Source organism: Sphaerisporangium rubeum (assembly GCF_014207705.1).
GTDB lineage: Bacteria > Actinomycetota > Actinomycetes > Streptosporangiales > Streptosporangiaceae > Sphaerisporangium > Sphaerisporangium rubeum.
The window spans coordinates 961,884-979,783 of the sequence record NZ_JACHIU010000001.1; the positions used below are offsets into that span (position 1 = coordinate 961,884).

A 17,900-nucleotide genomic window follows, 5' to 3' on the forward strand; every position below is an offset into this window, starting at 1 on the left:
TGCCGCGATGATCGCGATTCTGGGGACCGGCAAGATGGGTGAGGCCCTGCTGTCGGGGCTGCTGCGTGCCGGTGTCGAGGCCGGCGAGATCGTCGCGACGGCACGGCGTGAGGAGCGCGCGCGGTCGCTCGCCGAGCGGTACGGCGTGCGCATGGTGTCCAACGCCGAGGCCGCGAAGACCGCCGACACGCTCATCCTGGCGGTGAAGCCGCAGGACATGGCGGCTCTGCTCACCGAGATCGCCCCTCACGTGCCGGCCGGCCGGCTGGTCGTGTCGGCGGCGGCCGGCATCACCACCGCCTTCGTCGAGTCGCGGCTCGGCGGCGACGTGCCGGTGGTGCGCGTCATGTCCAACACGCCGGTGCTGGTCGACCAGGCGATGAGCGTCATCTCCGCCGGGGCCCACGCCGGCGAGGACCACCTCAAGCAGACCGAGAGCCTGCTGTCCCCGGTCGGCAAGGTGCTGCGCATCCCCGAGTCCCAGCAGGACGCCGCGACCGCGTTGTCCGGCAGCGGCCCCGCCTACTTCTTCTACCTGGTCGAGGCCATGGTCGACGCCGGCATCCTGCTCGGCATGCCGAGAGCCGCCGCGCTCGACATGGTCACCCAGTCCATCGTGGGGGCCGCCATCATGCTGCGCGACTCCGGCGAGCACCCCGTGATCCTCCGCGAGGCCGTCACCTCGCCGGGTGGCACCACCATCGCGGCCATCGCCGAGCTGGAGCGCCACAGCGTGCGCGCCGCGTTCCTCGCCGCCATCGAGGCCGCCAGGGACCGCAGCAACAAGCTCGCCGCCGGCTGACCGGTCTCGTACGGCGGCTGCGTACCGCCGCGCTCCGGGCCACCCGAGGGGACGCCGCCGGATCCGGCCGGTACGGAGGTTGCCGGGTGGGCCGGAAGGGTGGGCTTCTACGATTGCTCAAGTGACGATTCGTCGCGGTTTCCCCCCGCTTCTCATGGGTCTCGTTCTCCTGGTGTCCGGCTGCACGAGTGACGACGCGCCTCGTGTGCAGATCGCCGAGGTGGCGCGGTCGGCGGTGAGCGAGGTCGTCGAGGCGCCGGCCACGATCGCGGCCCGGGCCACGGCGACGCTGCGCTCGCCGGCCGCGGGGACGGTGGCCAAGGTCTACGTACGGGACGGGGAGACGGTCCGCAAGGGGCAGATCCTCGTCAGGATCAGTTCGCCGCAGGCGCGGGACCAGCTCAAGCAGGCGCGCAAGGCGGAGCGGCAGGCGTCGAAACCGGTCAGGTTCGGCGGCGCGGTCCCCGCGCCACGGGTCGGTTTCGCCGGATTGCCGGGAGCCTCCGGCCTGGACCGGCAGGTGGCGCGCGACTTCCAGAAGGCACGCGACGCGGCGCGCAAGATCAAGGACCCCGGACTGCGCAAGCAGCTCGTCGCGGCGGTGGACGGCGCGCAGGCGCGGCACCGGGCCCAGCGCGCGGAGCTGAACAAGATCACCCAAGGGCTGGTCCAGTCGGTCAACCAGGTGCTCGCGCAGGTCAGCGGTCAGATCGGCGCCGGCCTCGGTGGGCTCGCGTCCTCCATGGGGTCGCTGCAGGCGGCCTCGGCGTCCCAGGCCAAGGTGGCGGCGCGGGTCGCGCAGGCCACGGTGGACGGGCTGGTGATCAAGGCGCCGTTCCGCGGGGTGGTGACGCTCGGCGGGCCGCCGGGTGGCGGGTCCGCGGGGCTCGGTTCGCTGCTCGGGTCCCTGCCGCCTGAGGTCGCGGGCCAGGCGGGGGCCGCCGCGGGTGGGTCGGCCTCGGGTGGCTCGGGGTCCGGCGGCGGCATCGCCGCAGGGGTGCCGGTGTCGGCCGGCGACGCCGTCGTGACGGTGACGGACGTCACGGAGCTCACGCTCTCGGCCGACGTGGACGAGACCGACGTGCTTTTGGTGAAGCGCGGCGTGAAGGCCGAGGTCGAGCTGGACGCGGTCACCGGCGCCACCTACGAGGCCGAGGTGACCGGCGTCGGCGTGACCCCCAAGGAGGGCACCACCGGCGGCGTCAGCTACCCGGTGCGCCTCACCCTCGGGGACGGCGTGTTCGACGACGGAGGCGAGGCCCCCGACCCCAAGCCCGGCATGAGCGCCGTGGTCCGTCTGACCGTGCGCGAGTCCCCGGACGCCGTCGCCGTCCCGGCCGCGAGCATCGTGACCAGCGGCCGCGACACCGTGGTGTGGGTGGTCAGGCGGGACGGCACCGCCGAGCGCCGGGTGGTGAAGCTCGGCGCTCAGGGGGACGCCACCGTCGAGGTCGTCCGCGGCCTGTCGACCGGCGAGCGCGTCGTGACACGCGGCGCCGACGCCGTACGTCCCGGCCAGAAGCTGACCGGGTGACGCGCGCCATGGGGGACGACGGCGGCGAGACGTCCCACCGCGGCGTCTTGCGCGGGGAGAGCGGCGTGAACGGCCGGGGGACGACGGCCGTGGCGGGGGCCCCGGCGTTCGAGGCGGTGGAGCTGGCGCGGTCGTACCGGCTGGAGGGGGTGTCGGTCGACGCGTTGCGCGGGGTGAGCCTGCGGATCTCGCCGGGGGAGTTCGTGGCGATCGTCGGGCCGTCGGGGTCGGGGAAGTCGACGCTGATGCATCTGCTCGGCTGCCTGGACCGGCCGACGGCGGGGGTGCTGCGGGTGAACGGCGTGGACGTGTCGACGCTGGACGACGGCGGGCTCGCCGACCTGCGCAACCAGGTGATCGGGTTCGTGTTCCAGTCGTTCCACCTGCTCGGCCGCACCTCGGCGGTGGACAACGTGGCGCTGCCGCTGGTGTACCGGGGGGTGGGCCGCGCCGAACGGCGGCGGCGCGCGCAGGAGGCGCTGACGTCGGTGGGGCTCGGTCATCGGATGGACCACCGGCCGTCCCAGATGTCCGGCGGCGAGCAGCAGCGGGTCGCCATCGCACGCGCGCTCGTCGGCGACCCCAAGGTGGTGCTGGCCGACGAGCCGACGGGGAACCTCGACACCCGCAACGGCGAGGAGGTGATGGGCATCCTCGCGCGGCTCAACGCCGAACGCGGGGTGGCCGTCGTGCTCGTCACCCACGAGGCCGAGGTCGCCGCGCAGGCGCGGCGCCGCATCCACGTGCGCGACGGTCTCATCGAACGGGACGAGGAGGACGCGCGGTGAGGGGTGCCGAGGCGTTCGGCATGGCGCTGGAGGCGCTGCGGGTCAACCGGCTGCGCAGTGCGCTCACCATGTTCGGCGTGGTCATCGGGGTGTCGGCGGTGGTGATCCTCGTGGCCATCGGCACCGGGGCCAAGGAGGCGGTGGAGGGGGAGATCGCCGGGCTCGGCAGCAACATCATCCTGGTGGTGCCGGGTCAGGTCGGACTCGGCGCGGCGCCGACGCAGAGCAGGCTGGACCTCGCGGACGTGGCGTACGTGCGGCGCGTGGTGGGGGACCCGGCCAAGGTCACCGTCGCGGTCAACTCCGGTGAGTCGGTGCGGGTGGGCCGTACCGAGGTGTTCGCCACGGTCACCGGGACCGACCAGTACATGCCGAACATCTTCGACCGGCCGCTGCGCCGCGGCCGGTACCTCAGCTCGACCGACGTGGACACCCGCCGCCGCGTCGCGGTGCTCGGCTCGGAGGTCGCCGACAAGCTGTTCAGGGACGTCGACCCGATCGGCCGCCAGATCACCGTCGCCGGTGTGCGGTTCCGTGTCATCGGCCTGTACGAGCCGGTCGGCGCGACGTTCGGCGTGGCGCGCGACCAGGAGGTGCACGTGCCGGTCACCACGGCGCAGCGGCTGGTCGGGCTGAGCCGCATCAACGGCATCGCGGTCGGCGCGTCGGGGCCTGAGGAGATCGAGCCGCTGCGGCAGCGGGTCGTGCGGGGGCTCGCCGAGCGGTACCCCGGTGAGCGGTTCAGCGCGGTCACCCAGACCCAGCTCCTCGGCACCATCGGCAGCGTGCTCGGCATGCTCACCGGCGTGCTCGCCGCCATCGCCGGCATCTCGCTGCTGGTCGGCGGGGTCGGGGTGTCCAACATCATGCTGGTCAGCGTGCGGGAGCGCACCAGGGAGATCGGCCTGCGCAAGGCGCTCGGCGCGCGGCAGCGCGACGTGCTGAGCCAGTTCCTCATCGAGGCGGTGCTGCTCACCACGATCGGCGGTGTGATCGGCATCCTGCTCGGGGTCGGCGGCTCGCTGCTGATCCAGGCGGTGTCCCCGGTGCCGGCCGCGGTCACGTGGTGGTCGATCGCCTTGGCCTTCGGCGTCTCGGTGGCGGTCGGCGTCTTCTTCGGGGTGGCGCCGGCCCGCCGCGCGGCGCGCCTCGACCCGGTGATCGCACTGCGCGCCGAGTGAGTGTGACGCGCGACCACCGGGTGGACGGCGTCTCAGCAGGTGCGACCGAGTGCGATACGGTCGGGTTCATGAGGGTTCCGCGGTGGCGCGGCCTCCGGGGCGTGCGGTTCGTCACAGGCGAGGTGAGCGCGTGAGCCGATCCGTGAGGGTCGTCTGGGACGACGGGCTGGTCGCCTACGACTTCGGCCCCGGTCACCCCTTGGCGCCGGTGCGGGTGGAGCTGACCATGGCGCTCGCCCGCGACCTCGGGGTGCTCGACAAGGTCGAGCAGGCCGGGTGCTCCCCGGCCGGCGACGACGAGCTCGCGCTGGTGCACGATCGCGCGTACATCGCGGCGGTACGGCAGGTCTCGGCCACCGGCCGTCCCGACCTCTCGATCGGGCTCGGCACCGCGGACAACCCCGCCTTCGCCGGGGTGCACGACGCGGCGGCGCTGATCACCGGGGCCACGCTCGCCGCGGCGCGCGCCGTGTGGAGCGGCGAGGCCGAGCACGCGCTGAACGTCGCGGGAGGGCTGCACCACGCCATGCCGGCCGCCGCCAGTGGCTTCTGCGTCTACAACGACCCCGCTGTGGCGATCGCGTGGCTGCTGTCGCAGGGTGCGCGCCGTGTCGCGTACGTCGATGTGGACGTCCACCACGGCGACGGCGTGCAGGCGGTGTTCCTCGACGACCCGAGGGTGCTCACCGTCAGCCTGCACGAGAGCCCTCGCACCCTGTTCCCCGGCACCGGGTTCCCGCACGAGACAGGCGCGGAGGGGACGTCGGTCAACGTCGCGCTGCCGGCGGGGACCGGCGACGCGGGGTGGCTGCGCGCCTTCCACGCGGTGGTGCCGCCGCTGCTGCGGGAGTTCCAGCCGGACGTGCTGGTCACGCAGCAGGGATGCGACTCGCACGCGCTGGACCCGCTCGCCGACCTGATGCTGAGCGTCGACGGCCAGCGGCGCACGTACGAGGCGCTGCACGCGCTGGCGCACGAGACCGCGCACGGCCGGTGGGTCGCCACCGGAGGCGGCGGCTACGAACTGGTGCGGGTGGTGCCGCGCGCGTGGACCCACCTGATCGCCGAGGCGGCGGGATCCCCGCTGGACCCGGAGACGGCGACCCCGGGAAGCTGGCGCGAGCTGGTGGACCGCCGCACCGGCGAGGTGCCTCCGGCGTCCATGACCGACGGACGGACCGCGGAATTTCCCGATTTCGCGGATGGTTACGACCCGGCGGACGCCGTGGACCGCGCCATCGTCGCCACGCGCAAGGCCGTCTTCCCCTACCACGGGCTGGACCCGCAGCCCTAGAGCCCCCGTCGGCGTGTGGGGCGCCGGACCGAGGGGCCACCGCAAGTGAGGGTCGTGCGCGGCCCATGACCCGAAAAGTGGACGGAGCGAACAATGCAGACCGCGCCTTCGCGGGACGAGCTGAGAGAGCATCTCATCCGGACGAGGATCGCCGGGGACATCGCGACCAGCCGGGAGAACAACCTCGACCACTACCGGTCCCTCGCGGCACGTGACCCCCACTACATGTTCGGCCTCACCCTCGACGGCGACTGGACCTACCGCGACATCCTCGCTCTGATGGCCAAGTCCGCCGGGGTGAGCCCCGACCCCGAGCACCGGTACGGCCAGGACACCATCGACGCCGACCGCACTCTCGACGCTCTGGACGCCATGGCCGGCCGCATCGCGGCGGTGCTGAGGCGGGACGCGCCGCGGATCATCGTGGCCACCGGCCACCCCACCGGCCTGCTCACCACTCACCTCGCGCTGGTGCGCCTCGCGCGTGAGCGTGGCGCGACGCTGCTGTCCCCGGCCGAGCAGCGGTCGTTCATGGGGAAGGGCCTCGGCAGGCGGCGGCGCATCCGGTACCTCGACGACGTCGCGATGCTGGACGACGGCGGCGCGCTCGTGCACACCCACGACCCGGCCCCGATGCGCGCGATGCTGGAGGAGCTCGGCGGCGAGCGGCCGGACCTGGTGATCGCCGACCACGGCTGGGCCGGCGCCGCCGGGGAGGCCGGGGTGGAGACCGTCGGGTTCGCCGACAGCAACGACCCCGGATTGTTCGTCGGCGAGGCCGAGGGGAAGGTCGCGGTCACCGTGCCACTTGATGACAACGTGCTACCGCGCTACTACGTTCCGATGAACGACTATTTGGTCGCGAGGGTCCAGAGTGGTCTGTGAGGCGTTCCGCTGAGATTCGGTCTGTCCGAAAAGCCGGGTTTGGTGCGTGCGTTGGGGCAGGCGCGTCGACCGTTTGCCAACTTTTTTGTGATCCTGGACGGCTCTAATGGGACGTGACGGAACCGTGTACAACATCGGGATCAGTGGTTGACCAGGCGGCTGGCCAGCGATTTTTCCGATTCCGGTGGCAGCCGTCTCCAAGGGCTGATGGAATAGGGGGTTTGCGCGATCGGAGACGCGTTCTACGCTGACAGCAGTACACGTGCGTGAGCAATGGCACCAGTGGGGATAACCCGGAAACACGTGCGGAAGAGGCGTCCGATGGGTGCAGGCGAAAGACCTCTCAGCGAGGTGAAGTTCCTGACCGTGGCGGAAGTGGCCACGGTCATGAGGGTGTCCAAGATGACGGTGTACCGGCTGGTGCACTCAGGGGAGCTCCCGGCCATCCGGGTCGGCCGCTCCTTCAGAGTGCCCGAGCAGGCGGTGCACGACTACCTCAGGGATGCGTTCATCGAAGCGGGTTGACTGACGCGGTGAGCGACATCACCTCGTCACGCGCCGGAAACGGTTCCATGACCGGCGCGTGCTTCGCTAGGGACGTGACCTTGGCCGGGAACGGGGTGGGCGGCCGGCCGCCCACACCCTCCCCGGTCGCCGGGTACGGCCTCTGGGTCGCGGCGCGGTGTTCCCCCCGGGAACGATCGACCGCGAAACGCCGGTAGGCTGTTGGATCGGTGTGCTCCGTGGCGAGCGGTTGATCCCGCGTGCGCTTCGTGCCGGTTTCGGCATGAGCGTCGGGGGTCGCGCGCGTCCCGCGGCACACGTTTTCGACCAACCTACCTTCACCTGGGGGTCCCGTGGGCTCTGTGATCAAGAAGCGCCGTAAGCGCATGGCGAAGAAGAAGCACCGCAAGCTTCTCAAGAAGACCCGCATCCAGCGGCGTAACAAGAAGTAGTAAGCGGCGCGGAACGACGACGCAGAGCGGCGGGCCGGGTGTGACGCGTTCATACCGCGGGCACATCCGGGCGTGCGCGAACCACCACACGTGATCCTGCGAGGCGCCGATGACACGCACCGTGCTCGTGACCGGGGTGTCCCGGCACATCGGAGCCCGCGTGGCGAGCGCACTCGCGGCCGACCCCGGCATCGACCGGGTCATCGGTGTGGACACGGTGCCGCCGGCGACGGCGGACGGCGTGGCCACGCTCGGCCGCACCGAGTTCGTCCGGGTTGATCTGCGCAGCCCGGACATCGCGCGGGTGATCGGCGCGGCCGACATCGACACGGTCGTGCACATGAGCCTGGTGACCGCTCCCTCCAGGAGCGCGGGGCGCTCCTCGATGAAGGAGCACAACGTCATCGGCACCATGCAGCTCCTCGCGGCCTGCCAGCGGTCCCCCACCGTGCGCAGGGTCGTCGTCCGCTCCACGACCGCGGTCTACGGGTCCTCCCCGCACGCTCCCGCGGTGTTCACCGAGGACGCCGAGCCGGCCGAGGTGGCGAGCTCCGGCTACGCCAAGGACGCCACCGAGGTCGAGGCGTACGTCCGCGGCTTCTCCCGGCGGCGGCCGGACGTCACGGTGTCGACCCTGCGGTTCGTCAACTTCATGGGCCCCGGCGTCGACTCGCCGCTGACGCGCTACTTCACCCAGCCGGTCGTCCCCGCCGTGTTCGGCTTCGACCCGCGCCTGCAGTTCGTCCACGAGGACGACGGCGTCGAGGTGCTGCGGCGCATGGCGCTCGAGGACCACCCCGGCACGTACAACGTCACCGGTGACGGTGTGATGCTGCTGTCGCAGTGCGTGAGGCGCAGCGGCAGGCCTACGGTACGGGTGCCGTCTGCGGCGTTCCGCGTGCTCGGCGAGGTCGCGCGCGGCCTCGGCCGGGTCGACTTCTCCCCCGAGCAGATCGCGCTGATGAGCTACGGCCGCGCCGTGGACGCCGACCGGTTGTGCGCCGAGCTCGACTGGCGTCCGAAGTTCACCACCGCGACGGCGTTCGACGACTTCCTCCACTCGCGTGGCCTGTTTGCCGGTGCGCCACTCTCTGTGATCGACTTGCTGGGGAACGTGGGGACACTGTGGGGCGGGGGCGGGAAACGGTGAGACAGGGTGATACGGAGCGTGAGCATCATGGGGAGCCCGGCGACGCGCAGGTGATCCCCATCACGGCGGCGCGGCGGCGCGCCGGCGACGGCGGGGACACCCGCTCGGTCGAGGACCGCCTGGCGGACCTGCTGGCCTTCGTGCGGCGGCGCCTCGCGGGGGAGTACGAGGTCGACGAGTTCGGCTTCGACCCCGAGCTCAACGACAAGGTTCTGCTCGAACTGATCCGGCCGCTGTACCGCCACTGGTTCCGCGTCGAGACCTCCGGGCTCGAACACGTGCCGGACGACGCGGGGGCCCTGGTGGTCGCCAACCACTCCGGCACGTTGCCGGTGGACGCGCTCATGCTCCAGGTCGCGCTGCACGACGAGCACCCCGCGCGCCGGCCGCTGCGGCTGCTCGGCGCCGACCTCGTCTACCAGCTCCCGGTGCTCGGCCACCTGTCACGCAAGTCCGGCCACACCCTGGCCTGTCCGGAGGACGCCGACCGCCTGATGCGCAAGGGAGAGCTGGTCGGGGTGTTCCCCGAGGGCTTCCGCGGCGTGGGGAAGCCGTTCCGTGACCGGTACAAGCTGCAGCGCTTCGGCCGTGGCGGGTTCGTGGCCTCGGCGATCAGGGCCCAGGTGCCGATCATCCCGTGCTCGATCGTCGGCGCCGAGGAGATCTACCCCAAGATCGGGGACTTCCGCACGCTGGCCAGGCTCCTCGGGTTGCCGTACCTGCCGGTCACCCCGCTGTTCCCGTGGTTCGGGCCGCTCGGCCTCGTGCCGCTGCCGTCCAAGTGGATGATCCGTTTCCACGAGCCGGTGCGCACCGACACCTACGACCCGGAGGAGGCCGACGATCCCATGCTGGTCTTCAACCTCACCGACCAGGTGCGTGAGCTGATCCAGCAGCAGCTCGACCGGCTGCGCCTGCAACGGGGGCCGGCCTTCCCGCCGTTCCTGTGACGGGGGACCGGCGGACCCGCGACGGGGGGCCGCCGTTAGAGAGACCGGCGGACCCGTGGAGGGGAACCGGCGCGGGTCAGCCGCGGTAGTGCCTGCGCAGCGCGATGGCCGCGGCGACGCCGCCGGCGATCGCGCCGGCACCCGCCGCGATCGGCAGGCCGATCATGGTGGCGCGGCGGCCGGTGCGGAAGTCGCGCACGGCCCAGCCGTTCATCTTGGCGTGTTCGAGCAGCTCGCTGTCGGGGTTGATCGCGTAGGGGTGGCCGACGAGCCGCAGCAGCGGCAGGTCGTTGGCCGAGTCGCTGTAGGCGGTGCAGCGCGTCAGGTCCAGGCCCTCGCGGCGCGCCAGGGCCTTCACCGCCTCGGCCTTGGCGGGGCCGTGCAGCAGGTCACCCACCAGGTGGCCGGTGTACACGCCGTTCTCGGTCGCGGCGACGGTGCCGAGCGCGCCGGTCAGGCCGAGGCGCTGCGCGATCACCCGGGACAGCTCGACGGGGGTGGCGGTGACCAGCCAGACCCGCTGGCCCGCGTCGACGTGAGCCTGTGCGAGCGCGCGGGTGCCGGCCCAGATGCGGTCGGCCATGACCTCGTCGTAGATCTCCTCGCCGAGGCGCACGACGTCCTCGACCTTGAGCCCGGCGACGAACGCCAGCGCCGTCTGCTTGGCGCGCGCGATGTGCTCGGGGTTCTCGTTGCCGCGCACCCGGAACAGCGCCTGGCCGATGGCGAACCTCATCAGGTCGGACGTGGTGAACAGCCCGCGTGAGGCGAGACCTCTGGCGAAGTGGTAGATCGACGCGCCGCGCATCATCGTGTTGTCGACGTCGAAGAACGCCGCCGCCGTGGGGTCGGGGTCCGCCACAGGAGTGGAGATCGCGGCGGCTGCCGCGACTTCCCCGGCCTTCTCCGCCTCGGTGCGCCGTCGCAGTAACCGCCTCATAGCACCTCAGCTTAACCGGCGACAGGGGGTGTGCCCGGTGTACGCGGCGTTAGCGTGGCGTGACGTCCGGCGCACATTCCGGAGCGTTCACGAGATCACGGCGTGAGATCGTCGATCATGTCCAGGTAGGCGCTGGCCTTCGTCCTGTCGTCGTCGCCGAGCTGGGGGAGCATCGGGGCCACCAGGTCGCGCTGCTGCTCGGTGAACCGCTTGATGGACGGCGTGTGCGTGTCGCGGCGCTTGACGTGCCGCAACGCCAGCAACGCCGACCGCGTGGTGTCGGCCATCTCGTCGAGGGTCGGCCCGATGAACCGCTCGCGGTCGTCCCCCGGGTACCCGAGCAGGGCCGCGGCCTCGGTGGCGCGCGAATGCGCCGCGGTCAGCTCGCGCTGCGCGCGCTCCAGGTCGTCCGGCGCCAGGCTGAGCAGCGTCGCCTCGGCGGCCCGCTTGATGGGGTACAGGTGGTCACCCGGCACCGAGCCGTACGTCTGCAATCCCGTCAGGGCCATCAGGCCGGTGACCGATACCACCATGGCCGCGGGACGCAGCCGCAGCAGCAGCGGCGGACGCCGGCCCGCGCCGACCGCGGGCTCGGGGCCGGTCTCGCCGGCGGTGCCGTGCGCGGCGAGCAACTGGCCGCGCAGCCTGGCCCGGAACTCGGGGGACGGTTCACGGGGCTCGTCACCGATCTGGCGCAGCCGGACGGTCAGCGCGCGCGCCGAAGGTCCGCGCCGCGTGAGGGCGGCCCACAGGCCGTACGGCGACCACGAACCCCCCCGCTTACCCATGAATGCTCCCTGCCGCACTCCGATGATCCATAGGTGCTACCTGCCCAACGAAACGGGGGGCGGTAGGTTACGGCCGGTCGCCGATCAGCCGAGGTCGTGGGGGAGCGCGCGGGCCAGGGCCCGGACGGCGCGGAACTGCAGCGCCTTGATCGCGCCGCTCTTCTTTCCCATGATCAGCGCCGTCTCCGCCAGCGTCATGCCCTGCAAGAAGCGAAGCACCACGCATTCCTGCTGCTCGGGGCTGAGGTCGCGCACCGCGCGCAGGATGCGCTCGTTCACCATGGTGGCGACCACGGCGTTCTCCGGGATGTGCGCGCCGTCCATCGGCGTGTCGAGCACCTCGGCCGTGGAGACCTCCAGCCGGTAGCGGCCGGACTTGTAGTGGTCGGTGACGAGGTTGCGCGCGATGGTCACCAGCCACGCGGCGAAGTCCCTGCCCTGCCAGGTGAACTCGGTGATGCGGCGCAGCGCGCGCAGGAACGTCTCACTGGTGAGGTCCTCCGCCAGCGCGTGGCAGCCGACCCGGAAGTAGACGTAGCGAAAGACAAGATCGACATAGCGGTCGTACAGCGCGGCGAAGGCGTCCGCGTCGCCGGTCTTGGCGCGCAGCACCACCCGGCGCAGCTCGTCGAGCTCCGCGGGTTCCAGGTGGCCGGAGGCGCGGGCACGGTCCATCTTGCCCGCCGCGCCCGGAGGGGAAAGCCCGGCCACCGACCATGTGTTCGACATCCGGTGTCCCTGGGGGAAGGAAGGGAAGGCGCGTGCTGCTGGCCCACTCTAGAAATCAACGTCTAATTACACAATCCACTTTGCCTCAGTAACTACCTCTCGTAACAGGAGTCACACGACAGATCGGACATCGGCTACCGGTTCGGAGGGAATGTCCGGCAGAGTTGGAAGCATCATGGAAGCCCTCGTAGCCGTCACCGCCTTCGCGGGTGCGCTGTTCGCCGCCATCACCACCGGCGTCCTGGTCGGACGCCTCAGGGACGAGCGGAGCGGATGGCTCCTCGCGTGGACCGTGACCACCACGGCACTCTGCCTGGCGCTGGGGTCGATCGCCATCGGCCACCTCATCGGGTTCGGCCCCGCGACGTTCCGCGTCTACCAGATCACCGGCGCGTTCCTCGCGCCGTTCTGGCTCGCCATCGGCATGATCCAGATGCTCGCCGCCAAGACGCCGGCCAAGTTCGCGGCCTGGCTGCTCGGGAGCGCCTTCACCCTCGTCACCACAGTGATCCTGCTGGTCGACCCGGTCAGCCAGGTGGACAAGTTCGGCACGACCCTGCCGCTCGGCGACACCCACTGGACGATCATCCCGACCGCGCTGCTCAACGTCGCGCACGCTCTGACGTACCTGATCCTCATCGGGTGCCTCATCCTCGCGGTGCTGCGCTGGCGCGGCGGCGACGATCTCGACGCCGACAACATGCACGCCGGAGTGGTGCTCGCCCCCACCGGTCTCGCCCTCGTGGGAGTGGTGCGCTTCGCCATCCCCGGCGTGTTCGCGGCGCTGGTGATCTCGCTGATGGTGGGGGCCATCTGGTACGCCGTCGCGCGGCCGCTCGCGCCGTACGACGAGGAGCGTGACGACTCCGACGAGTGGAGCGAGGACCCCCGGCCCGACGCCGGCGCGCGCCGGTCCGCGCGCCGCGCCGCGCCTGCCGCGTCCTTCGACTCCGGCCCCATGCCGGTGACGCAGGCCTCCCCTGTCCCGCCGCCGCAGTCCCCGCGGCAGAACCCTTCGCCGCGCCGCTCCGGCCTCGGTGACCTGGTGGCCGAGTACCGGGCCGGTGACCACGGGGACGTGGACTACGCGGCCCGGATGCACGGCTCGGACGGCTTCGTCGGCCAGCCGGGTCAGCCTGGTCAGCCTGGTCAGCCGGGTCAGCCTGGTCAGCATGGCCGGCCTCCGCAAGGCACGTACGGCGCGCCGGTGGGGCGGCCGGGTGAGCGCGGTCCCGGCGAGGCGGGGTGGTTCGACCCCCGCGAGTCCTCCGGGCCAGGTGAGCAGGGACGTTTCGGTCCCGGCGAGCCGGCGGGTCCCGGTGAGCGGGGGAGGTTCGGTCCGGGAGAGCCGGGGAGGACCGGTCCAGGGGAGTCCTTCGGTCCAGGGGAGTCCTTCGGCCCGGGTGAGGGATTCGGCCGCGCCGGCCAGGGATTCGGCGGACCACTAGGTGGCCCCGCGGGTCCAGGGGCCCCCGGTGGGCCCGACGTACCCGGTGGGCCGGACGCACCCGGTGGGGACCACGGCCTGTTCGGCGGGCCCGCGACCGGTGCGTTCATGGAGCAGGATCCGCTCGGCCAGGGGCAGTACGGCGCGGCGTCGTACGGCGGGCCGCCGGACCGCACCGCGCAGTACGGCCAAGGCGCGTACGCGCAGGAGCAATACGGCCGTGGCGCGCACGCGCAGGACCCGGCCGGCCAGAACGGTTCCGGCGCGCAGCACCCCGGTCAGGGCTCCGCGCCGGACGTCGCCTTCCCCGCCACCGGCGCGCTGTTCGCCGGGGCCGAGCTCCAGGAGGCGCTCAACCGCGCCGAGCCACCCGCGGGTGCGGGGTCCGTGCGGCCCTCGCCGCGCATCTACGGCCTGCTCACCGTCTTCACGCTGATCGACGGCGCCGGGGAGGCGTTCGACCGCCTGGCCGAGGAGACCGTGGAGGAGGTGCGGCGCAGCGAGCCCGACACGTTGATCTTCATCTGCCACGCGGTGAAGTCGGCGCCGTTGCAGCGCATCGTGTACGAGATCTACCGTGACGAGGTCGCCTACACCGACCACCAGCGCCAGCCCCACATGGAGCGGTTCGCGCGCGAGCGCGTGGCGCACGTCCTGGCGGCCAACGTGATCGAGCTCAACCTCAACGCCGCCAAGGTGGTGCCGCTGCCGACGGCCTACCGGGTCTGACGGCTCGCCGGTCGGCAGGTCCCCGCAGGTTCGGGACGGGGACCTGTGGGAAGCGGCCTGGTGCGGGGGGGGTCAGGCGGAGAGCGCGGCGCGCAGGCGGGACTCGTCCACGCGCCAGAAGTCGTGCTGCACACCGTCGATCAGTGTCACGGGGATCATCTCGCCGTAGTCGCGCATGTCCTGCTCGGACGCGGTGATGTCGCGCTCCTGCCATGGCACGCCGAGCTCGCCGGCCACGCGCGCGATGACGGTTCTGGCGTCGTCGCAGAGATGGCAGCCGGGCTTGCCGAGCAGGGTGATCGTATGTTGCGGTGCCATGGGTCCCAGCTTAACCCCGGGTCCGAGGCTTTCCACGGATTCGTCCGGTGAGGACGGCAGCGTTGAAGAAGCTTTCCGGGGGGCCGCGGCATAGGGTCGGGGCAGCAAGATCTGACCGGGTATGGGCGGTGGTGAGTCGGTTGGAACGTGCTGGCCGGTGCGGGGGAAGCGGTGCCGCCGGCGTGCGGAAACGCCGCGGTGGATCGGCGGGTGGAGCCGGGGACCGGGGCCCCGGCGGACGGACCAGGCCTCCCAGAGTCCGTAGCCCTCACTTTGTGCATCGCTTCACAAAGGGACTAACCTGGATTTGCGTCCGCTGTTCGTCATCCGTCGCCATCGCGAGCGCGGCCGGGGCGCACCGGTCGCCCCGCCGTCCCCTGGAGTTCCGGCAAAAGTGATCCGCCGCATGTCGCAAGCGCGAGAACGTGGCATCCCCGAGGCGACAGTCGCGCGGCTGCCGCTCTACCTGCGCGCACTAAACGGGCTGTCGGAGCGCGGCACCGCCACCGTCAGCTCCGAGGACCTGGCGCTCGCCGCGGGGGTCAACTCCGCCAAGCTGCGCAAGGATCTGTCGCATCTCGGGTCCTACGGCACCCGTGGCGTCGGCTACGACGTGCAGTACCTCATCTACCAGATCTCCCGTGAGCTCGGTCTCACCCAGGACTGGGCCGTCGCCATCGTCGGCCTCGGAAACCTCGGCAGGGCCCTCGCCAACTACGGGGGTTTCGTGTCGCGGGGCTTCCGGGTCGCCGCGTTGTTCGACGCCGACCCCGCGGTGGTGGGGGAGCGTCTCGTCGGCATGGCCGTCGATCCCGTCGACCGCCTTGAGGAGGTCCTCGGCCGCCGGGGGGTCTCCATCGTGGTCATCGCCACCCCGGCGTCGGCGGCTCAGGAGGTGGCCGACCGGGTCATCGCCGCCGGAATCACGAGTATTTTGAATTTTGCGCCTGTTGTGCTGACCGTCCCGGACGGGGTTGACGTACGCAAAGTCGATCTTTCGACGGAGCTGCAGATCCTCGCCTTCCACGAGCAGCGCAAAGCGGATCGTGAAGCAGGGAGCCCCATCATGACGGAGGACTGGGCCGAGGCGATGGACGCATGAGTCTTCTCGCGATAGGCCTGAGCCACCGGACGGCACCGGTGGCGCTGCTGGAGCGCGTCTCGATGACCGGTGACGCGCTGGTCAAGATGCTGCATGACGTGCTCGGCGACGTCCACGTGTCCGAGACGATGATCGTCTCCACGTGCAACAGGGTCGAGGTGTACGCCGAGGTCGACCGCTTCCACGGCGGGGTGACCGCCGTCACCGACCTGCTCAGCGCGCACTCCGGCGTACCGGTCGAGCAGCTCACCCCCCACCTGTACGTCCACTACGAGGACCGCGTGGTCGAGCACCTGTTCGCGGTCGCCTGCGGTCTCGACTCCATGGTGGTCGGCGAGGGCCAGATACTCGGCCAGGTGCGGCAGTCGCTGCGGCTCGCGCAGGACCAGGGGACCGCCGGCAGCACGCTCAACGACCTGGCGCAGCAGGCGCTGCGCGTCGGTAAGCGCGCGCACACCGAGACCGGCATCGACCGCGCCGGGGCCTCCCTTGTCGGCGTCGGGCTCACCCTCGCGCAGGACGTGCTCGGGCCGCTCACCGGCAGGCGCGCACTGGTGGTCGGCGCCGGCTCCATGAGCGCGCTTTCCGTCGCCACCCTCGCGCGGGCCGGGATCACCGACATCGTGGTCGCCAACCGCACGTTCGAGCGGGCCGCGCGGCTCGCGCAGAGCGTCGGCGGCCGGGCCGTGGAACTCGGGGACGTCGGCCGCGAGCTGGCCGGCGCCGACCTCGTGATCTCCTGCACCGGCGCCGGCGACGTCGTCCTCACCGCCGAGATGGTGCGGCGCTCCGGTCACACCGGGCCGCTGTTCCTGCTGGACCTCGCGCTGCCGCACGACATCGACCCGGCGGTGCGCGACCTGCCGGGTGTCACGCTGGCCGACCTCGAGTCGATGCGCGGCCTCGGCGACCAGGACGGCGACCACGTCGCGGCGGTTCGTTCGATCGTGGCCACGGAGGTGTGCGAGTATCTCAAGGCCGAGCGCGCCGCGCGGGTCACCCCCACCGTGGTGGCCCTGCGCGCCAAGGCCGCCGACGTGGTCGAGATCGAGCTCGGACGCCTGGTCACCCGGATGCCCGAGATCGACGGCCGGCTGCGTGGCGAGATCGCGCAGACGATGCGCAGGGTGGTGGAGAAGCTGTTGCACGAGCCCACCGTGCGTGTCAAGCGGCTCGCGGCGTCCCCGGCGGGCGATCATTATGCCGAGGCGCTGCGCGAGCTGTTCGACCTGAACCCGAAGGTGCCCGAGGCCGTGACCAGAGCCGACGTGGCGGACATCGAGACCGACTCGCCCGGTCGGGCCGGCGAGGAGGACGCATGACCGTCACCCAGCACACCTACGCGAGGCGTGGGGTGCTGCGCCTCGGCACCAGGCGCAGCCTGATGGCGACGACCCAGTCGCAGATGGTGGCCGACCGGCTCACCGCGCTGACCGGCGCGACCGTCGAGCTGGTCGGCGTCACGACGTTCGGCGACGTGACCAAGGCCCAGCTGTCCCAGCTCGGCGGCACCGGCGTGTTCGTCAGCGCGCTGCGCGACAAGCTCATCGACGGCGAGATCGACTTCGCCGTCCACTCGCTCAAGGACCTGCCGACCACGCCGGACCCCCGCGTCGTGATCGCCGCCGTGCCGCCGCGCGACGACCCGAGGGACGCGCTCGTCGGCCCGGGTGAGCTCGCCGGCCTCGCCGCCGGCGCGCGGGTCGGCACCGGCTCGCCGCGCCGTGTGGCGCAGCTCAGGGCCCTGCGGCCCGATCTGGAGTACGTCCCGATCCGCGGCAACGCCGACACCCGGATCGGCAAGATCGCCTCCGGCGAGCTGCACGCCGTCGTGCTCGCCTCGGCCGGCCTCACCAGGATCGGCCGCGAGGCCGAGATCGCCGAGGTGTTCGAGCCGGACGCCATGCTGCCCGCGCCTGGCCAGGGAGCGCTCGCGGTCGAGTGCCGGGCCGGCGACGACGAGCTGATCGAGCTGCTCGGCGCGCTCGACGACCCGCGCACCCGCGCCGCCGTGACGGCGGAGCGCACGGTGCTCGCCGCTCTGGAGGCGGGGTGCAGCGCACCGGTAGGTGCCTTCGCCGCCGATGCCGGGCACATTCTCAACCTGACCGCCGCCGTGGTGGCCCTCGATGGCACGCGGTCGGTGCGCAAGTCCACCGCAGGCGACCTCTCGGCAGCCATGGATCTCGGCCGCGACCTCGCGGCCGCCATGATCGCTGAGGGAGCCGGCACGTTGATGGGGGAGCGGATCCATTGAGCTCCGGAAGTCAGATCAGTAACACCTCCGGCGCCGAGCGGGCCGCCGGG

Annotated in this window: 18 protein-coding genes; 14 read left to right on the forward strand and 4 right to left on the reverse strand. The window is 71.9% G+C overall.

Features of this window, described 5'->3' with window-relative positions; genetic code table 11:
- Window positions 1-7 precede the first annotated feature (7 nt).
- From proC to BJ992_RS03905, 10 genes are all read left to right on the forward strand, one after another.
- A complete protein-coding gene (proC, locus tag BJ992_RS03860) occupies window positions 8-802 on the forward strand; it encodes a pyrroline-5-carboxylate reductase (RefSeq protein WP_184978570.1) in 795 nt (264 codons plus the stop codon).
- Between the two features lie 121 nt (window positions 803-923).
- Window positions 924-2,336, forward strand: coding sequence for a permuted SH3 domain-containing protein (locus BJ992_RS03865; RefSeq protein WP_184978571.1), 1,413 nt, complete (start codon window positions 924-926; stop codon window positions 2,334-2,336).
- Window positions 2,333-3,124, forward strand: a complete 792-nt coding sequence (locus BJ992_RS03870) for an ABC transporter ATP-binding protein (protein ID WP_343072489.1) — start codon at window positions 2,333-2,335, stop codon at window positions 3,122-3,124. The genes BJ992_RS03865 and BJ992_RS03870 overlap by 4 nt, the downstream gene beginning before the upstream one ends.
- Window positions 3,121-4,305 carry an ABC transporter permease gene (locus tag BJ992_RS03875; RefSeq protein WP_184978572.1) on the forward strand — a complete coding sequence of 395 codons (1,185 nt, stop codon included), beginning with the start codon at window positions 3,121-3,123 and terminating at the stop codon, window positions 4,303-4,305. The genes BJ992_RS03870 and BJ992_RS03875 overlap by 4 nt, the downstream gene beginning before the upstream one ends.
- A 130-nt stretch (window positions 4,306-4,435) precedes the next feature.
- The gene (locus BJ992_RS03880; protein WP_184978573.1) at window positions 4,436-5,599 is read left to right on the forward strand and encodes an arginase family protein; all 1,164 of its coding nucleotides are present in this window, start codon (window positions 4,436-4,438) and stop codon (window positions 5,597-5,599) included.
- A 93-nt stretch (window positions 5,600-5,692) separates the two neighbouring features.
- Window positions 5,693-6,484, forward strand: coding sequence for a phosphatase (locus tag BJ992_RS03885; RefSeq protein ID WP_184978574.1), 792 nt, complete (start codon window positions 5,693-5,695; stop codon window positions 6,482-6,484).
- Between the two features lie 321 nt (window positions 6,485-6,805).
- Entirely contained in the window at window positions 6,806-7,009 is a 204-nt protein-coding gene (locus tag BJ992_RS03890) for a helix-turn-helix domain-containing protein (RefSeq protein WP_030456159.1), read from the forward strand.
- Between the two features lie 332 nt (window positions 7,010-7,341).
- Window positions 7,342-7,440 carry a 30S ribosomal protein bS22 gene (locus tag BJ992_RS03895; protein ID WP_018654693.1) on the forward strand — a complete coding sequence of 33 codons (99 nt, stop codon included), beginning with the start codon at window positions 7,342-7,344 and terminating at the stop codon, window positions 7,438-7,440.
- Between the two features lie 109 nt (window positions 7,441-7,549).
- Complete coding sequence (locus tag BJ992_RS03900) at window positions 7,550-8,590, forward strand: NAD-dependent epimerase/dehydratase family protein (RefSeq protein ID WP_184978575.1); 1,041 nt, start codon at window positions 7,550-7,552, stop codon at window positions 8,588-8,590.
- A complete protein-coding gene (locus tag BJ992_RS03905) occupies window positions 8,587-9,540 on the forward strand; it encodes a lysophospholipid acyltransferase family protein (protein ID WP_425503641.1) in 954 nt (317 codons plus the stop codon). Before BJ992_RS03900 ends, BJ992_RS03905 begins: the two co-directional genes overlap by 4 nt.
- Window positions 9,541-9,616: 76 nt before the next feature.
- On the opposite strand, the gene BJ992_RS03910 is transcribed toward BJ992_RS03905, so the two are convergent.
- From BJ992_RS03910 to BJ992_RS03920, 3 genes are all read right to left on the reverse strand, one after another.
- Window positions 9,617-10,480 (reverse strand): HAD family hydrolase, encoded by an 864-nt coding sequence (locus tag BJ992_RS03910; protein ID WP_184978577.1) that lies wholly within the window; start codon window positions 10,478-10,480, stop codon window positions 9,617-9,619.
- Window positions 10,481-10,575: 95 nt separating this feature from the next.
- On the reverse strand, window positions 10,576-11,268 hold the full coding sequence (locus BJ992_RS03915) for a DUF5667 domain-containing protein (RefSeq protein WP_184978578.1): 693 nt from the start codon (window positions 11,266-11,268) through the stop codon (window positions 10,576-10,578).
- Window positions 11,269-11,352: 84 nt separating this feature from the next.
- The gene (locus BJ992_RS03920; protein WP_184978579.1) at window positions 11,353-11,997 is read right to left on the reverse strand and encodes a sigma-70 family RNA polymerase sigma factor; all 645 of its coding nucleotides are present in this window, start codon (window positions 11,995-11,997) and stop codon (window positions 11,353-11,355) included.
- Window positions 11,998-12,172: 175 nt separating this feature from the next.
- On the opposite strand from BJ992_RS03920, the gene BJ992_RS03925 reads away from it, so the two are divergent.
- Complete coding sequence (locus BJ992_RS03925; RefSeq protein ID WP_184978580.1) at window positions 12,173-14,173, forward strand: antibiotic biosynthesis monooxygenase; 2,001 nt, start codon at window positions 12,173-12,175, stop codon at window positions 14,171-14,173.
- A gap of 72 nt (window positions 14,174-14,245) precedes the next feature.
- Here the strand turns inward: BJ992_RS03925 and BJ992_RS03930 are convergent, their stop codons facing one another.
- Window positions 14,246-14,491, reverse strand: a complete 246-nt coding sequence (locus tag BJ992_RS03930; RefSeq protein WP_184978581.1) for a glutaredoxin family protein — start codon at window positions 14,489-14,491, stop codon at window positions 14,246-14,248.
- A gap of 406 nt (window positions 14,492-14,897) precedes the next feature.
- Here BJ992_RS03930 and BJ992_RS03935 point away from each other — a divergent pair, with 406 nt between their 5' ends.
- From BJ992_RS03935 to hemC, 3 genes are read left to right on the forward strand one after another with little or no spacing between them, the layout of a single operon-like run.
- On the forward strand, window positions 14,898-15,593 hold the full coding sequence (locus BJ992_RS03935) for a redox-sensing transcriptional repressor Rex (RefSeq protein WP_184978582.1): 696 nt from the start codon (window positions 14,898-14,900) through the stop codon (window positions 15,591-15,593).
- A complete protein-coding gene (locus tag BJ992_RS03940) occupies window positions 15,590-16,915 on the forward strand; it encodes a glutamyl-tRNA reductase (protein ID WP_184978583.1) in 1,326 nt (441 codons plus the stop codon). Before BJ992_RS03935 ends, BJ992_RS03940 begins: the two co-directional genes overlap by 4 nt.
- The gene (hemC, locus tag BJ992_RS03945; RefSeq protein WP_184978584.1) at window positions 16,912-17,850 is read left to right on the forward strand and encodes a hydroxymethylbilane synthase; all 939 of its coding nucleotides are present in this window, start codon (window positions 16,912-16,914) and stop codon (window positions 17,848-17,850) included. The genes BJ992_RS03940 and hemC overlap by 4 nt, the downstream gene beginning before the upstream one ends.
- Window positions 17,851-17,900 lie beyond the last annotated feature (50 nt).

Excerpts from the sequence above, each read along its gene's own strand:
- proC (WP_184978570.1), top strand. The coding sequence starts at position 8 with ATGATCGCGATTCTGGGGACCGGCAAGATGGGTGAGGCCCTGCTGTCG.
- BJ992_RS03885 (WP_184978574.1), top strand. The coding sequence starts at position 5,693 with ATGCAGACCGCGCCTTCGCGGGACGAGCTGAGAGAGCATCTCATCCGG.
- BJ992_RS03890 (WP_030456159.1), top strand. The coding sequence starts at position 6,806 with ATGGGTGCAGGCGAAAGACCTCTCAGCGAGGTGAAGTTCCTGACCGTG.
- BJ992_RS03900 (WP_184978575.1), top strand. The coding sequence starts at position 7,550 with ATGACACGCACCGTGCTCGTGACCGGGGTGTCCCGGCACATCGGAGCC.
- BJ992_RS03910 (WP_184978577.1), bottom strand. The coding sequence starts at position 10,480 with ATGAGGCGGTTACTGCGACGGCGCACCGAGGCGGAGAAGGCCGGGGAA.
- BJ992_RS03915 (WP_184978578.1), bottom strand. The coding sequence starts at position 11,268 with ATGGGTAAGCGGGGGGGTTCGTGGTCGCCGTACGGCCTGTGGGCCGCC.
- BJ992_RS03920 (WP_184978579.1), bottom strand. The coding sequence starts at position 11,997 with ATGTCGAACACATGGTCGGTGGCCGGGCTTTCCCCTCCGGGCGCGGCG.
- BJ992_RS03925 (WP_184978580.1), top strand. The coding sequence starts at position 12,173 with ATGGAAGCCCTCGTAGCCGTCACCGCCTTCGCGGGTGCGCTGTTCGCC.
- BJ992_RS03930 (WP_184978581.1), bottom strand. The coding sequence starts at position 14,491 with ATGGCACCGCAACATACGATCACCCTGCTCGGCAAGCCCGGCTGCCAT.
- BJ992_RS03935 (WP_184978582.1), top strand. The coding sequence starts at position 14,898 with ATGTCGCAAGCGCGAGAACGTGGCATCCCCGAGGCGACAGTCGCGCGG.
- BJ992_RS03940 (WP_184978583.1), top strand. The coding sequence starts at position 15,590 with ATGAGTCTTCTCGCGATAGGCCTGAGCCACCGGACGGCACCGGTGGCG.
- hemC (WP_184978584.1), top strand. The coding sequence starts at position 16,912 with ATGACCGTCACCCAGCACACCTACGCGAGGCGTGGGGTGCTGCGCCTC.